The organism is Kitasatospora sp. SolWspMP-SS2h (genome assembly GCF_003259315.1).
Classification (GTDB): domain Bacteria; phylum Actinomycetota; class Actinomycetes; order Streptomycetales; family Streptomycetaceae; genus Kitasatospora; species Kitasatospora fiedleri.
In genome coordinates this window covers 1-14,787 of record NZ_QLLT01000045.1, presented here as the reverse complement: position 1 = coordinate 14,787, position 14,787 = coordinate 1, and the positions used below count along the sequence as shown (strand labels likewise).

The 14,787-nt window shown below is 73.9% G+C and carries 12 protein-coding genes; 7 read left to right on the top strand and 5 right to left on the bottom strand.

The window, feature by feature from the left end; all coding sequences use genetic code 11:
• The first annotated feature begins 247 nt into the window (after positions 1-247).
• The gene (locus tag K353_RS32450) at positions 248-2,425 is read left to right on the top strand and encodes a hypothetical protein (RefSeq protein WP_111557068.1); all 2,178 of its coding nucleotides are present in this window, start codon (positions 248-250) and stop codon (positions 2,423-2,425) included.
• Positions 2,426-2,673: 248 nt separating this feature from the next.
• Here K353_RS32450 and K353_RS32445 read toward each other — a convergent pair whose 3' ends face one another.
• Positions 2,674-3,573 (bottom strand): sirohydrochlorin chelatase, encoded by a 900-nt coding sequence (locus K353_RS32445; protein WP_233533976.1) that lies wholly within the window; start codon positions 3,571-3,573, stop codon positions 2,674-2,676.
• 348 nt (positions 3,574-3,921) lie between these two features.
• On the opposite strand from K353_RS32445, the gene K353_RS32440 reads away from it, so the two are divergent.
• A complete protein-coding gene (locus K353_RS32440; protein ID WP_030462206.1) occupies positions 3,922-4,164 on the top strand; it encodes a DUF397 domain-containing protein in 243 nt (80 codons plus the stop codon).
• Between the two features lie 219 nt (positions 4,165-4,383).
• Here K353_RS32440 and K353_RS32435 read toward each other — a convergent pair whose 3' ends face one another.
• Positions 4,384-4,905, bottom strand: a complete 522-nt coding sequence (locus K353_RS32435; RefSeq protein ID WP_111557067.1) for an ATP-binding protein — start codon at positions 4,903-4,905, stop codon at positions 4,384-4,386.
• A 413-nt stretch (positions 4,906-5,318) separates the two neighbouring features.
• Between K353_RS32435 and K353_RS32430 the strand changes: the two genes are divergently transcribed.
• Positions 5,319-6,185 (top strand): helix-turn-helix transcriptional regulator, encoded by an 867-nt coding sequence (locus K353_RS32430; protein ID WP_111557066.1) that lies wholly within the window; start codon positions 5,319-5,321, stop codon positions 6,183-6,185.
• 339 nt (positions 6,186-6,524) lie between these two features.
• Here the strand turns inward: K353_RS32430 and K353_RS32425 are convergent, their stop codons facing one another.
• Entirely contained in the window at positions 6,525-8,078 is a 1,554-nt protein-coding gene (locus tag K353_RS32425) for an MFS transporter (protein ID WP_111557065.1), read from the bottom strand.
• An 88-nt stretch (positions 8,079-8,166) separates the two neighbouring features.
• Here K353_RS32425 and K353_RS32420 point away from each other — a divergent pair, with 88 nt between their 5' ends.
• Entirely contained in the window at positions 8,167-8,586 is a 420-nt protein-coding gene (locus tag K353_RS32420) for a MarR family winged helix-turn-helix transcriptional regulator (RefSeq protein WP_111557064.1), read from the top strand.
• A gap of 150 nt (positions 8,587-8,736) precedes the next feature.
• Here the strand turns inward: K353_RS32420 and K353_RS37045 are convergent, their stop codons facing one another.
• Both K353_RS37045 and K353_RS32410 read right to left on the bottom strand, forming a co-directional pair.
• Positions 8,737-9,684, bottom strand: a complete 948-nt coding sequence (locus tag K353_RS37045) for a M56 family metallopeptidase (RefSeq protein ID WP_111557063.1) — start codon at positions 9,682-9,684, stop codon at positions 8,737-8,739.
• 343 nt (positions 9,685-10,027) lie between these two features.
• On the bottom strand, positions 10,028-10,612 hold the full coding sequence (locus K353_RS32410; RefSeq protein ID WP_111557085.1) for a DUF5134 domain-containing protein: 585 nt from the start codon (positions 10,610-10,612) through the stop codon (positions 10,028-10,030).
• 417 nt (positions 10,613-11,029) lie between these two features.
• Here K353_RS32410 and K353_RS32405 point away from each other — a divergent pair, with 417 nt between their 5' ends.
• The 3 genes from K353_RS32405 to K353_RS32395 are packed head-to-tail and all read left to right on the top strand — an operon-like array spanning position 11,030 to position 14,285.
• Positions 11,030-12,430: a DUF6421 family protein gene (locus K353_RS32405; RefSeq protein WP_111557062.1), complete on the top strand. Its 1,401-nt coding sequence runs from the start codon at positions 11,030-11,032 to the stop codon at positions 12,428-12,430.
• On the top strand, positions 12,427-13,176 hold the full coding sequence (locus K353_RS32400; RefSeq protein ID WP_111557061.1) for an SDR family NAD(P)-dependent oxidoreductase: 750 nt from the start codon (positions 12,427-12,429) through the stop codon (positions 13,174-13,176). Before K353_RS32405 ends, K353_RS32400 begins: the two co-directional genes overlap by 4 nt.
• Positions 13,173-14,285 carry a low specificity L-threonine aldolase gene (locus K353_RS32395; protein WP_111557060.1) on the top strand — a complete coding sequence of 371 codons (1,113 nt, stop codon included), beginning with the start codon at positions 13,173-13,175 and terminating at the stop codon, positions 14,283-14,285. The genes K353_RS32400 and K353_RS32395 overlap by 4 nt, the downstream gene beginning before the upstream one ends.
• Positions 14,286-14,787: the final 502 nt, after the last annotated feature.

Here is a 14,787-nt window from a genome sequence, read left to right as displayed (position 1 = left end):
ATAGCTTTATGTCTAGATATGGGGCTATATTCATGCTTTACGGCATTTGGAGCGTGGCATTTGCCTGGTTCGGGCGGTATGTCCACCCGGCGGGTGCCGCGCGGAGCGCCCCGGCACGGGCATCGAACAGTTGGCTGACCGTACGTCAGAATGCTTAAGCGAAAGGGAATCCGCCGCTTTCCGGCGGCCGTTCCGCCTATGCTGCCCCCGACGACTCTGGGTCGCGGGCCCCGGAAAGGCGGTCGCGGTGGAACAGCAGCGGAACGGCGAGCAACCCCCGGCGCGGCACCGGCGCCCGCCGGTCGGGCGGCGCAGGATGCTGACCTGGCTGGCGGTCGGGACGGCGACGGCCCTCGGCGGGGGAGTGGTCCTGCGGCAGTCCCTGGCGGGGGCCGACGAGCCCGCCGCCCGGCCCGGACCGCTCGGCACCGGCACCAGCGCGCCCCCCGGCCACCAGCACGGCACCGGCGCCCCGCCGCCCGCGTCCGGCAGCCCGCAGCCCTCCGTGCCGCCCCCGGTGCTGGACGGCGGCGGCCGCAAGTGGTCGGACGCCGAGGGCTGGGGCGGCAGGCCGCCGGGCCCCGGCAGCGCGGTGCGGATCACCGACAAGGTGGTGCTGGACGCCGACGCCGAGGTCGGCTCGCTGCTGGTGGAGCGGAGCGGCTCGCTGGTCTTCGCCGCGGACCGGACGCTCACCCTGGCCAGCGCGGGCAACGTCGAGGTGCGCGGCGTCCTGGCGCTGGCCCCCGACGCCGCGCACACCCACACCCTGCGCTTCCCGCACGTCGACGAGCGCCGCTTCGCGGGCGGCGGCATGACCGTCGTCGACAGCGACACCGGCCTCTGGGTCACCGGCCAGGGCTACCTGCGCCTGGACGGCGCCCCCCGCACCGCCTGGACCCGGGCCGCCACCGACCTCCGGCCCGGCGACACCGCGCTGAAGCTGGCCGCCGCCCCCGAGGGCTGGCAGCCCGGCGACGAACTGGCCGTCACCCCCACCGCGCCGCCCGACACCGAGGACTTCTCCACCGCGTACGACCTGGTGACCGTCGCGCGGGTCGACGGCGCCACCGTCACCCTGACCGCCCCGCTGCGGCACGCCCACCCCCGGGTGGCGCTCGGCGGCGGCGCGACCTTCGGCGCGGAGGTGCTCAACCTCAGCCGCAACGTCCGGGTCGAGGGCACCGCGCAGGGCCGGGCGCACGTCCACCTCACCTCCAGCCGCCCGCCCGACGTCCGGCACGCCGCGCTGCGCTGGCTCGGCCCGCGCGCCGACGGCAAGGACACCTGGGAGGGGAAGCCGGTCACCGAAGCGGTGCTGGGCCGGTACGGGCTGCACTTCCACATGCTGCTGGACACCTCGCGCGGCACCGTGGTCGAGGGCGTGGTGGTCCGCGACACCGGCAGCCACGCCTTCGTGCCGCACGCCAGCCACGGCATCACCTTCCGCGGCTGCATCTCCCACGAGACCTGGGAGGACGCCTACTGGTGGGACGGCCCGATCGACACCCGCACCCCGCAGGGCCCGTCCGACGACATCGCCTACGAGGGCTGCGTCGCCTCCCGCACCGTCTTCGAGCCCAACCCGCGCGGCTACCGGCTCACCGGGTTCAGCCTCGGCGCCGGGACGGGCTCCTCGGCCCGGGACTGCGTGGCCGTCGGCGTCCAGGGCGCCACCGGCGCGTCCGGCTACGAGTGGCCGGAGACCAGCGAGGGCGTCTGGACCTTCGAACGCTGCCTGGCGCACAACAACCTGGAGAACGGCGTCTTCGTCTGGCTGAACGCCGAGCACCACCACACCGTCACCCAGTACGCGGCCTACCACAACGGCGGCTGGGGCATCGAGCACGGCGCCTACCTGAACGACTTCGACTACACCGCCTCGGTGCTGTACGGCAACGCCGCCGGCGGCATCGCGGTGCACGCGCTCGGCCGCGACCGGGGCACCGTCCTCGACGGGCTGCTGATCGACGCCGCCGGGCAGTCCGACTACGCGGTGGCCACGCTCAAGCACCAACTCGCCGGGGAGACCGTCACCCTGAGCCGCAGCCGGCTGACCGGCTACCGCAGGGCCGGGGTGGCGTTCCGGGCCACCGACGACGGGAAGCCCGACGACATCGCGGTGCTGGACTGCGAGTTCGGCGGCCCGGCAGGCAGCGAACTGTGGCTCGACCCGGAGTCGCCCGACCCGACCCGCATCCTGTTCCGCCCAGCCGGGCAGACGCAGACCGTCGCGCTCAGCAAGGGCGGGGGAGGCGGGGACAGCGGTGGTGGCGGCGGGAGCGGGGGGCAGGGAGTGGCGGGCAGCCGGTGGAACGCCGTCACCGCGCCGGCCGAGGCGCCCGTCCCGCCGCGACCGGTGGCCCTGCCCGCGCTCGCCTTCACCGACAGCGCGCCGCGGACCGGGCGGATCACGGCGGGCTGAACCGGCGGGCCGCGGGCTTGAACCGGCGCGGGCCGGGCGGCATGGGCGGTGCTGCGGGCCGGGTGGCACAGGCCGTGCTGCGGGCCGGTGCTGCGGGTCGAGGTCGCGCCGGGGCCGCCGTCCGGATCGGGGCGCCGTCTGGGTCGGGGCGCGGGACGGTGACGGGCCGCAGGCCGGTGGCGGGGAAGCGCGACGGGCGGGAGCGCGTCGATGCGCTGCTCCCGCCCGTCGCGGTCCGTGGGCCGGGGTCAGCGCGCGGCGTGCGCCCCCGAGCTGGTGCGCTGCTGCTCGGCCGCGGCCTCGGCGGCCTCCAGCTGCTCCTGGGTCGGCTCGGGGAGCGCGGCCAGGTAGGCGGAGGCGATCAGCTGGCCCACCGTCGGGTAGGCGCCGATCGGGGCGGCGCTCGCGCAGCCGGTCTCCTCGGCGGCGGTGGCCAGCAGTTCGGGGTCGGCCTCCGGGCCGATCACCAGCGGGGCCAGCGCCGGGCGCTCGGAGCCGGTGGCCCGCAGGTGCGCGACGGCCGCGGCGACCGAACCCGGCACGTCCAGCGCGGCCGGGACCACGGGGACCGCCAGCCGGGAGGCCAGCAGCACGCCGGTGATGCCCGCCGAGGCCGCGGCCTCCTCGCCGCCGACCGTGGTCAGCACCACGCCGTCGGCGGCGGTGGCGATGGCGAACAGCCGGGCCCGGTCGGCCCGGGCCAGCCCGGCCTCGGACAGCCGCACGTGCACGGCCTCGGCCAGCAGCGGGTGCGGGCCCAGCGGGTCCAGCACCCGGGCGCCGGTCTCGGCGGCCAGCTTGTGCAGTTCGGGCAGGAAGTCGTGCGGCCCGGGGACCAGCGGGACCACCAGCGGCGCGGGCAGGCCCGCCTCGGCGGCGGCCGACAGCAGGTCGGCGACCGTCGGCGCGCCCTCACCGCCCAGGTAGGCCGCCGTCACCTCGATGCCCGACTGCTCGGTGCGGACGACGGACAGCAGCTCCTCGACGACCGGGCGGCTCTCCGGCCCGGCGGCGGCCGGGACCGCCAGCACCAGGGCGGGCGAACCGGGCATGATCTCGGGGCGCTCGGGACGGCGGTGGCGCCCCCGCGCACGGGAGCCTGGCGTACGGACGGGCAGTGGCGCGCCCGGGATGGCTGCGGTGCTCATGCGCCAGATCGTAGGACATGTGCCCGCGCGCGTTGCAGCCGGATGCCGACAGCGGGCGGCTTTCCGCCGGGAAGTGACAGTGATCACAGGGGGAATCGTGACTGCCTGTGAGCCGCGTGGAAGGTGGTGATGATCGACAACGCGCTGGCGATTGTGTGCGGACGGTCATGGAGTGACTGGCGTTTCGCCCGGCTGTGTCCGCTTACGCACGGTCAATTACGCTGCTGTGAAGGGATGGTGTCGGCATCGGCACGTTCTTTTGCACAGGAAATTTCCCATGCTGATGCACGTGCAGGAGAGCTATCATCACGTCAAGTGAGGCGTTCGCCGGGCTATGGGGAGAGAACAATGCGTGAGGCGTACAACGGCATGGCGGCGACGGACCTGGACGGGGTGGTCTGGCAGAAGAGCCGTCACAGCAACTCGAAGGGCAACTGCGTGGAATTCGCCGCGCTGCCGAACGGTGACGTGGCGATGCGCAACTCGCGCTTCCCGCAGGGGCCGGCGCTGGTCTACACCCGGGACGAGATCACCGCGATGCTGCTCGGCGTCAAGGACGGGGAGTTCGACCACCTGGGCGGCACGCCCTGACCGAGGGCCGACCCCCGTGTGTCCGGGCCGTCGTGGGAGTTCCCACGACGGCCTTCGTGCTGCTCCGGTCGTGCTGCTCCGGCCCTTTCGGCCCTCTCGGCCCTTTCGGGCCTTCCGGACCCTCCGGCCCCTTCGGGTGCGACCGGCCGTGGGCGTGGCGGGCCCGGGGGCGTGCCACCGTCACCGCGCCGCGCCGCGGACGGGCGGGCGGTGTGGGTGTCAGGCGGAGCGGCGGTGCCGGCCGGCGTTCGACAGCTGCTCCGGGCCCGGCTGCTCCGTGCGGGCGTCGAACAGCGCCCAGACCACCTTCCCGGCGCCGGCCAGCGGGTGCCAGCCCCAGGAGCGGGAGAAGGAGTCCACCAGGTGCAGGCCGCGGCCGGACTCGGCCACGAAGTCGGCCTCCCGGGCGATCGGCCCGGTGCTGGACGGGTCGCTGACCGCGCAGACCACCTGCGGCGCGCGGTGCACCAGGCTGATCCGGATCGGCAGCGATCCGGCCGCCGACTGCGGAGCGCTCTGCGCGGGCACCAGCGATGGCTCGCTCTGGCCGAGCGCGTGCCGCAGCGCGTTGGTCACCAACTCCGAGGCCACCAGGGCCACGTCGTCGAAGATGTCCCCGAGCCCCCACGCGTCCAGCGACCGTCTGGTGAACTCCCGCGCGGTGCGCACGGCTTCGAAGCGGGGAGCGAGAGTGCAGCTGACCACATGAGGGTCGGTCGCCAGGACCGTACCGGTGCTCATGAAGAGCTCCTCCCATAAGGGGGCGGACACGGCGGGACCCACCGGGGCCATGCCGGTCACCTCCGACTCGCTCGGCCGCCGGACCGTCGGCCGACCGGTCCGCACACGCAAGTACCCAGCGACGCGCGGGCGTTGCCGGGAAGGTGTGCGGATTCGCGCATGGGGTCGACGCGGTGCCCGCGGGATTGCCAGGGCGTGCAAGTGCACGTGCACCATGGTCCTCTGCGCTCACGGCAGATGCAAGAGTCGATTCACGTGCAGTCGTGCGATTGGCATATGCATGGTCCGGATGCACGTGCAAGATGGACACCGGAGTGGCCGAAGCGGCAACCTGCTGTGCCACTACCGGCACTCAGTGCGCCCGACTGATGGCAGACTGTGCAACTGGTCCGTCCACGTGGAGGTTTGGTCAGATGACCACAGTTCAGCCCGGCGGGGGCTCGATGGTGCGCCGCATCCTCCTCGGCTCGCAGCTCCGTCGACTCCGCGAGGGGTGCGCCATCACCCGGGAGGACGCCGGCTACGCGATCCGCGCCTCGGAGTCCAAGATCAGCCGGATGGAACTCGGCCGGGTCTCCTTCAAGGAGCGCGACGTCGCCGACCTGCTCAGCCTCTACGGGCTCGCTGCCGGCCCCGACCGGGAAGCCCTCCTGGCGCTGGTCCGCGAGGCCAACAAGTCCGGCTGGTGGCACAGTTACAACGACGTGCTGCCCAACTGGTTCCAGACCTACATCGGCCTGGAGGAGGCCGCCGCCCTCATCCGCACCTACGAGGTGCAGTTCGTCCCCGGCCTGCTCCAGTGCGAGGAGTACGCCCGGGCGATCTTCGCCCAGAACCGGCCCACCCTGGACGAGGCCGAGATCGGCCGCCGGGTCACCCTGCGCGCCCGCCGCCAGAAGCTGATCACCGACGGGCGCGGCCCCACGTTCTGGGCCGTCATCGACGAGGCCGCGCTGCGCCGCCCGGTCGGCGGCCCCGAGGTGATGCGGGCCCAGCTGGAGCACCTGGTGGAACTGGCCCAACTCCCCAGCGTGGTGGTCCAGGTGATGCCGTTCCGGTTCGGCGCGCACGCCGGTGAGAGCGGCGCCTTCTCGGTGCTGCGCTTCCCCGAGCAGGACCTGCCCGACGTGGTCTACCTGGAGCAGCTCACCAGCGCCCTCTACCTGGACAAGCGCGACGACGTCGACGAGTACCTCCAGGTGATGGAGCGGCTGTGCGTGGACAGCCTCACCCCGCAGCAGACCCTCGACCTGCTGCAGTCCATCCTCAAGAACCAGTAGGGGCCGCCGGTCCGGCTGCCGGTCCATCTGCTCGTCCGACCTGCCGGGGGCCCGGGTGGTGCGCCGGTGGCGCGGGGTGCGGCTCAACCCCCTTGAGCAGTGCGTCGGTTGGGTCTCGGAGCGGCCGGGTGCATTGACCGTGGCCCGGCCAACTGCCATGGTGTCTGCTCCGAAGCCCGCACCGCGCCGCCCGCCCGAACCGTTCGGGCCCGGCCGGGGGCGGACCGCGCACCGGCTCCACCAACACGGGGGTTTGGTGGAGCCGGCTCCCCGAGGACGATCCGACGGGCGGCGGTCGGAGTGCTCGGGGCGGCGAGGGGTCGACCGCCCGGGCCCTCCTCAGCGCTCCGACAGCAGCGCCTCCGACGCGGAGGTCTCCGCCGGGCGCGCCGCCGCCGGCGCCGCGGGGTAGACGTAGTCGGGCACCGGGGCCGGATCGGCCGCCGGGCCGCGGCGACCGGCCCGGACCGCGCCCGTCAGCGCGACCAGCAGGCCGAGCGCCGTGGTGCCCGTCACCAGCAGCAACGCGGTCCGGTAGCCAGCCAGTTGGGCGTGCGCGTCGGTGCCGCCTGCGCTGCCCGCGGTGAGCACCGCGGTGGTGACGGCCAGCACGATCGCGCCGCCGACCTGGAGCGCGGTGTTCACCAGGCCCGAGGCCAGGCCCTGCTCGTCGTCCGCCACCCCCGAGGTGGCCGCCACGTTGATCGAGGGGAAGGCCAGCGCGAAGCCCGCGCCGATCAGCAGCATGCTGGGCAGCACCAGGCCGAGGAAGCCGCTGTGCTCGTCCAGCCGGAGGAACAGCGCGTACCCGAGGGCCATCGAGGCCACGCCGACCGGCAGCACCCGGGCCGGGCCGTACCTGTCCAGCAGCCGGCCGACGGCGCCCGCCGAGAAGGCCACCACCGCGCCGCCGGGCAGCAGCCCGAGCGCCGTCTCCAGCGCGGACCAGCCCAGCAGCCGCTGGAGGTACAGCGTGGCCACGAACTGGAAGCCCGCGTAACTGCCCATCAGCGTCAGCGCCGTCAGGTTCGCCCGGCGGACGCCCGCGTCGCGGAAGATGCCGAGCCGGACCAGCGGGTGGGCGGTGCGCGCCTCGATGGCGAGGAAGGCCGCGGCCAGCGCCGCCACCAGCAGCAGCGACCCGATCGTGCGGACCGACAGCCAGCCCGCGCCCTGGGCCTCCGTCACCGTGAAGACCAGCAGCAGCACGGCCGCGGTGCCGGTGACCGCGCCCGCCAGGTCGTACCCGCCGGAGGCGCGGTGCCCGTCGTGCCGCCGGGGCAGCAGCCTGACGCCGGCGACCAGCGCGATCAGGGCGACCGGGACGGGCATCAGGAACGTCAGCCGCCAGCCCGCCGACGTCAGCAGGCCGCTGATCACCAGGCCGAGCGAGAAGCCGGCGGCCGAGCAGGTGGTGTAGATGGACAGCGCGCGGTTGCGGGCCGGGCCCTCCGGGAACGTGGTCGTGATGATGGACAGGCCGGCCGGGGCGGTGAACGCGGCGCTGACGCCCTTGAGGAAGCGGGCGCCGATCAGCAGCGGCCCGCTGTCCACCAGGCCGCCGAGCAGCGAGGCGGCGGCGAAGACGGCCAGGGCCACCAGGAACACCCGGCGGCGGCCGAGCAGGTCGGCCGCGCGGCCGCCGAGCAGCAGCAGCCCGCCGTAGCCGAGGACGTAGCCGCTCACCACCCACTGGAGGGCGGAGTCGGACAGGTGCAGGTCGGCGCCGATGGAGGGCAGGGCGACGCCGACCATCGAGACGTCGAGCGCGTCGAGGAACATCGCGGCGCACAGCACCACCAGGGCGCCCCAGAGGCGCGGGCTCCAGCGGGTCTGGTCGGTCGCGGGCGGGTGGTCGGCCGCAGGCGTGCGGGTCACCGTCGTGTCGGTCATGGCACAGAACGGTACATGCATGTGCATGAGATGCAAGCGCATTTAATGCGGCCGCAACAGATGTGCGTGCATGTGCTAACCTGGCGGCGTGACCGACTTCGACCCAGACCACGATCCGTCCGCGGAGACGGCGCTCAGCGAGCAGTGGCGCGCCCTGCTGGCCCGGCACGCGGCCACCTCCTGCGCCATCGACCGCGAGCTGGGCGAGGCGTACGGGCTCGGCGTCAGCGAGTTCGAACTGCTGGAGCGGCTGCGGGAGTTCGAGCGGGAGAAGCCCGGCCTCGGCGAGCGCGCGCAGGCCCTGGCCGGCACCGTCCACCTCAGCCAGAGCGCGTTCTCCCGGCTGGTCGCCCGGATGGAGAAGGCCGGCCTGGTCCAGCGCACGCACTGCGTCGACGACCGGCGCGGCATCTACATCGCGCTCACCGACGAGGGCCGCGAGCGCTACCGCCTGGCCCGCCCGGTGCACCGGCGCATCCTCGCCGAGACGCTCGCCCCCGAGGACTGACGGCCCGTCGGCGGCGTCCGGCGGGCTCCGAGGCGGCGGGCTTCGAGGCGGTCGGCTTCGAGGCGGCGGGCTCCAGGACGCCGGGTGCCGGGGCGGCGCCGACGGGCCGTCAGCGGCCGTGCCGCGCAAGGGGGCCGGGCCGCGGCCCGGTCAGAGCAGCGCCGACAGCCCCGGCGCCACCGCCAGGGCCGCCGCGCCCAGCGGGGCGGCCAGCGCCGCCAGCGTCCAGCCCAGCCGGGCCGGCACCGGCAGCCGGGGCTCGCCCAGCAGCAGCCGGTCCACCCGGGCGGGGGACTGCGCGAGCTGGGCCGGCGGGCAGGAGGCGAACACCTCGCTGTTCAGCTCCGCCAGCGCCAGCGCCGTGGTCACCCGCCCGTGCCGCCGGGCCGCCCGGTCGTCCGCCGCCAGCTCCACCAGCACCGCCACCTGGTCCCGGAACGCGGAGAACACCCCCACCCCCGGGAACCCCGTCGCCAGCGCCTGCGCGCACTGCCCCAGCCAGTGGTGCCGGGCCCGGACGTGGCCGCGCTCGTGGCTCAGCACCGCCGCCAGCTCCCGGTCCGACAACTGCTGCAGCGCCCCCGTCGTCACCACCAGCCGGGCCCGCGGCCCCGGCAGCGACCAGGCCTGCGGCCGGACGTTCTCCAACACCACCAGCGGCTCCCGCCCCCGGCGCCGGCGCGGCAGCAGCGAAATCGGCAACTCCGGTGCGCGCCGCACCAGTTGGGCGTGCCGGTGACCGCGCTCCGCCCGCGCCGACCGGACCTCCCGGGCCAGTGACACCGCCGTCCACAGCCCGCCCGCCGCCAGCACCGCCGCGGACAGCCGCCCCCACCCCTCGCGGCCCGCCAGCTCGTACGCGCCCTCCACCCCGGCCGGGGCACCGGAGAACACCACGTCCCGCCAGGCCGGCAGCGCCGCCGCGCTCGCCAGCAGCAGGCTCAGCACGCAGCACAGCAGCACCGCGACCACCAGCATCTGCCACACCAACAGGGCCAGCACCGGTTCGCGCTCCGGCCAGCGGGCCCGGGCCAGGCGGCTGGGCGCCACGGTGGCGAGCAGCAGTCCGAGCAGCAGCAGGCTCAGCAGTGCCGTCATGGCAAGGTCTCCCCGAGGGAGGGGTCCGAGGCGCGGCGGTGCGCTTCCCCCCAACCTATGCCGCCGCACGCCCGGGCGGAACGGCCGGGTCGGTCCAGTGACCAAGGCCACGCCCCGCCACCGCCCCGGCCCCGCCCGACGCCCCGTCAGCCGTCCCGCCGGCCGCACGCCCGCGCGGCCGTGGAACGCGCGGACGGGGAGGCGGCGGGGAACCGGAGAGGAAGCGGAGAGGAAACGGAGGAGGGGAGGCGGCGGGGAACCGGAGAGGAAGCGGAGAGGAAACGGAGGAGGGGAGGCGGCGGCGGAACGCGCGGAGGGCCCGGCCCGGCCGGGCGCCCGTGCCTCACATCGACAGCAGCATCGCGAACATCCCGATCCCCATCGCCGCCCGGCAGGCCCGCGGCAGCGGCGCCGCCACCGTCACCGCCGGACCGCCCGCCACCGCCACCGCGCCGCCCGCGGTCAGCACCCGGCTGCCCTCCCACAGCGCGTAGACCCCGAAGTACACCAGCAGCGCCCCCGTGAGCAGGGGCAGCCCGCCCGGCTGCCCGTGGTGCCCGGCGTGGCCGCCCGCCGATCCGCCGCCGCCCGCCATCGCCAGCGCCATGTACGCCATCGCCAGCGCCCCGATCCCGTGGTGCAGCCGGTGCACCCGCAGCCCCGCGCCGCGCCCGGCCAGCGCGCCGACCAGCAGCACCGCCGCCAGCAGCGCGTACGGCCAGCCCCAGAACACCCCCGGCAGCAGCGCCATCCCGGCCATGCCCAGGCCCATCGCGGCCTCCAGCACGTCCGACTCCCGGCGGGCCAGGTGGTGCCGCCCGCCGCAGGCCTGAGCGCTGCTCCAGCGGCGCACCCGCCACCCGCAGTAACCGCCGCTGCTCGCGGCCAGTGCCGCCAGCAGCCAGCTCACCAGCGCCGGACCGTGCATCGCGTCCCCCTCCGTGCCGGACCCGCCGGACGTCCCGGCGCCCTCCACTCCACCAGCGTCGGACGGTGCGCCGCTTCCTCTCCCGTGCCGGATCCGCCGGATGCCGCCGCCCCCCACGATCACCGACCCCGCCCGGGTGCAGCAGGGCGTGAACGGGGGCGCACCGAGGCGCGGGCGGGCCCGTGACCGGCGTGGGTGCCCCGGTGGCGGGGCGGTGGGGGCCGGGGCATGGTCGGGGCAGGTCGGCCGTCCCGGTCCGGCCGGCGTCGCAGCTGTCCGTTTTCATCCACCGCGGCGGGAACGGCGGGCGACGGTACTACGAACTGGAGCGTCTACCGTCAGACCGGTCTTGAGCCGGAGAACCTTTCGCATTTAACGTGGTCCTGTCGAAATAACTCCTGTCGAAGTGAGCCTGTGATGCAGAATCTTTCGTCGACGCTCGCGCTCGCGGGCGACGCCCACGCCACGGACCCGGTCACCCACCCGGCCTGGACCCGGCTCAAGAACGCCGTCGAGGCCCTCCGGCCACTGCAGTCCAAGGACGGCTCGATCGACCTCTCCGCCGTGCCGCGCCCCACGGTCGACCCGCTGGTCGAGACCGTCCGCGCGGCCGTCGCCGAGCTCGCCCCGCTCTTCCCGCACGACGCCGCCTACCTGGACGCCGTCCGGACCGACCTCGCCAAGTGGGCCGACACCGGCTACCGCGAGCCCGACTTCCTCGACTCGCTGCTGGCCTTCCGCCCGAACGAGCACCGCGTCGACGGCACCGGCCACCTGGTCGTCTTCCCGATGTACACCCAGAACGGCAACCCGGACCGCAACCTGGAAGCCGTCCTGCTCAAGGTCGTCTGGCCCGACTGGATCGCCGAACTGGAGCGCACCCGCTTCGACAACCCCGGCTACCTCGGCATCGCCTTCGAGGACTTCACCGCCGGCTACGACACCAACTCCGCCGTGCTCTTCCCCGAGACCGTGGCCGTCCGCGAAGCGCCGGAACGTTTCACCTGGGGCGGCATCTTCTGCGACCGCGAAGCCGCCCGCTTCCGCGCCGTCACCACCAGCGCCGTCCGCCAGCTCGACCTCGACATCCCCGCCGACGCCGCCGAGCTGCTCCGGGACCAGGAACGCACCCAGCAGACCTTCGTCCTGTGGGACCTGGTCCACGACCGCACCCACAGCCACGGCGACCTGCCGTTCGACCCCTTCATGATCAAGCAGCGCAGCCCGTTCTGGATGTACGGCCTCGAAGAGCTCCGCTGCGACCTCAACACCTTCAAGGAGTCGGTCGAACTGGAGGCCGAGGGCCACCCCCAGGGCCGCGACGTCCAGTACGCGATCCTCTTCGACCGCCTGTTCCGCTTCCCGGTCACCGGCGACCGGGTCCGCAACTACGACGGCATGGGCGGCCAGCTGCTCTTCGCCTACCTGCACAAGCACGACGCCCTGCGCTGGCGCGACAACCGCCTCACCATCGACTGGGACCGGGTCGCCGCCACCACCAACGCGCTCTGCGCCGAGATCGAGACCCTCTACCGGGACGGCATCGACCGCCCCAAGACCGCCCACTGGATCGCCGCCTACCAGCTGGTCTCCCGCTACCTCACCCCGCACCCCGCCTCCACCTGGGCCAAGGGCCCCGAGGCGCTCCCGCTCGACCTCACCGACGACAAAGCCCTGCGCAAGGCCCTGTGCGACGCCGTCCACCCCGACGAGTTCCCGCTCAGCATGTTCTACGAGGCCCTGTCCAAGAAACTCCGCCGCGTGATCGCCGACACCAAGGGCATCACCGGCACCAGCACCCAGGAGGTCGCCGCATGAGCACCCGCCCCCTCGACGGCAAGGTGATCGCCGTCGCCGGAGCCAGCGGCCCGGCCGGCCAGGCCGCCCTGCGCCGCCTCGCCGCCGACGGCGCCACCGTCATCGGCGCCGACATCGACCAGCACCGCCTGGACGCCGCCCTCGCCGCCGTCCGCACCGCCGTCCCCGACGCCGAGGCGCACAGCCAGGTCATCGACCTGCTCGACCCGCAGGAGGTCCACGACTGGGCCGACCACCTGGAGGCCGAGCACGGCCACGTCGACGGCCTGCTCCACCTGGTCGGCGGCTGGCGCGGCAGCAAGACCTTCTTCGAGTCCCGGATCGACGACTGGGACTTCCTGCACGACACCGTCGTCCGCACCCTCCAGCACACCTCGCTGGCCTTCCAACCCGCCCTGCTCCGCAGCCCCGCCGGCCGCTACGCCATGGTCTCCGCCGCCGCCGCGCACAAGCCCACCGCGGGCGGCGCCGCGTACGCCGCCGCCAAGGCCGCCACCGAGGCGTGGACCCTGGCGATGGCCGACTCCTTCCGCAAGGAGACCACCGCCCCCGACGGCGACCCCACCGCGGCGGCCGTCATCCTGGTCATCAAGGCCCTGGTCAGCCCCGAGATGCGGGCCGAGAAGCCGGACGCCAAGTTCGCAGGCTTCACCGACACCGCCGACCTGGCCACCACCCTGGCGTCCCTCTGGGACCGCCCCGCAGCAGAACTGAACGGACAGCACCTGTGGCTGACAGCCCGATGACCACCTCCAACCCCGGCACCACCGGCACCCCCGGCACTCCCGGCGCCACCGACGCGGTACGGCACCACGACCCCGCCGTCCGCGGCTTCGCCAGCGACAACTACGCCGGCGTCCACCCCGAGGTGCTCGCCGCGATCGCCCTCGCCAACGACGGCCACCAGGTCGCCTACGGCGAGGACGCCTACACCGAGCACCTCCAGACCGTCTTCCGCCGCCACTTCGGCGACCGCGCCGAGGCGTACCCCGTCTTCAACGGCACCGGCGCCAACGTCGTCGCCCTCCAGGCGCTGCTCCCGCGCTGGGGCGCGGTGATCGCCGCCGAGAGCGCGCACATCAACGTCGACGAGGGCGGCGCCCCTGAGAAGCTCGCCGGCATCAAGATCCACACCGTCCCCACCCCCGACGGCAAGCTCACCCCCGCCCTGATCGACCAGCAGGCCTGGGGCTGGGGCGACGAGCACCGCGCCCAGCCGCTCGCCGTCTCGATCACCCAGTCCACCGAACTCGGCACCCTGTACACCGTCGACGAGATCCGGGCGATCTGCGAGCACGCCCACGAGCGCGGCATGCTCGTCCACCTCGACGGCTCCCGGCTCGCCAACGCCGCCGCCTCGCTCGGCGTCCCGTTCCGCGAGTTCACCACCGACGCCGGGGTCGACGTCCTCTCCTTCGGCGGCACCAAGAACGGCCTGCTGCTCGGCGAGGTCGTGGTCGTCCTCGACCCCGAGAAGGTCCGCAACCTCAAGTACCTGCGCAAGACCTCGATGCAGCTCGCCTCGAAGATGCGCTTCGTCTCCGTCCAGTTCGAGGCACTCCTCACCGGCAACCTCTGGCTCCGCAACGCCGGCCACGCCAACGCGATGGCCCGCCGCCTCGAAGCCGCCGTCCGCGAGATTCCCGGCGTCACCGTGGTCCGCCCCGTCCAGGCCAACGCCGTCTTCGCGCTCCTCCCGCGCGAGGTCAGCGAGCGCCTCCAGAAGCGCTACCGCTTCTACTTCTGGGACGAGCACACCGGTGAAGTCCGCTGGATGGCCGCCTTCGACACCACCGAACAGGACATCGACTCCTTCGCCGCCGCGATCGCCGAGGAGATGGCCCGCCAGGTCTGACCCCCCGAAACCCCATCCCGACCCCGCCCGCGGCCGGCCCGGAAGACACCTTCCGGGCCGGCCGCGGGCGGTTGTTTGCACCGGGCCCGGATCCGGCGTAGTGTTCACTGGTCGCTCGGCAGGGAGCACCGGACACGTGTCTGCGTGGACGGTCCCGGGGCGGCCAATCCCTTGAGAAACCGGTTCGGCTGATCCGTGGCGGGTCGCGTGTCTTTCGCGTCCCCGTTCGTATTTTGCCGTGCGCTTTTCCGGAGATTGCGGCCGATTCGCTTTTCGGAGCGGGGATCGGCTAGAGTTTGAAACGTCGGACGGGCCGTCAGGGCGCGGAAGACGAAAGCGAGTCGGGAAAGAGCAGGAGCTCGGATCTGATAAGCTGGGAACACGAAAGAACGAAGCGCCCGGAGATGCGGTCGGAAGGCCGGTCGAAGGAAGCGTCCGTTCCTTGAGAACTCAACAGCGTGCCAAAAGTCAACGCCAGATATGTTGACATCCCCGGCCTCGA

Bases quoted from the DNA above. Each gene is read 5' to 3' on its own strand.
- K353_RS32425 (WP_111557065.1), bottom strand. From the start codon at position 8,078: ATGACCGACACGACGGTGACCCGCACGCCTGCGGCCGACCACCCGCCC.
- K353_RS37045 (WP_111557063.1), bottom strand. From the start codon at position 9,684: ATGACGGCACTGCTGAGCCTGCTGCTGCTCGGACTGCTGCTCGCCACC.
- K353_RS32435 (WP_111557067.1), bottom strand. From the start codon at position 4,905: ATGAGCACCGGTACGGTCCTGGCGACCGACCCTCATGTGGTCAGCTGC.
- K353_RS32445 (WP_233533976.1), bottom strand. From the start codon at position 3,573: ATGAGCACCGCAGCCATCCCGGGCGCGCCACTGCCCGTCCGTACGCCA.
- K353_RS32405 (WP_111557062.1), top strand. From the start codon at position 11,030: ATGCAGAATCTTTCGTCGACGCTCGCGCTCGCGGGCGACGCCCACGCC.
- K353_RS32440 (WP_030462206.1), top strand. From the start codon at position 3,922: ATGCGTGAGGCGTACAACGGCATGGCGGCGACGGACCTGGACGGGGTG.
- K353_RS32430 (WP_111557066.1), top strand. From the start codon at position 5,319: ATGACCACAGTTCAGCCCGGCGGGGGCTCGATGGTGCGCCGCATCCTC.
- K353_RS32395 (WP_111557060.1), top strand. From the start codon at position 13,173: ATGACCACCTCCAACCCCGGCACCACCGGCACCCCCGGCACTCCCGGC.
- K353_RS32410 (WP_111557085.1), bottom strand. From the start codon at position 10,612: ATGCACGGTCCGGCGCTGGTGAGCTGGCTGCTGGCGGCACTGGCCGCG.
- K353_RS32400 (WP_111557061.1), top strand. From the start codon at position 12,427: ATGAGCACCCGCCCCCTCGACGGCAAGGTGATCGCCGTCGCCGGAGCC.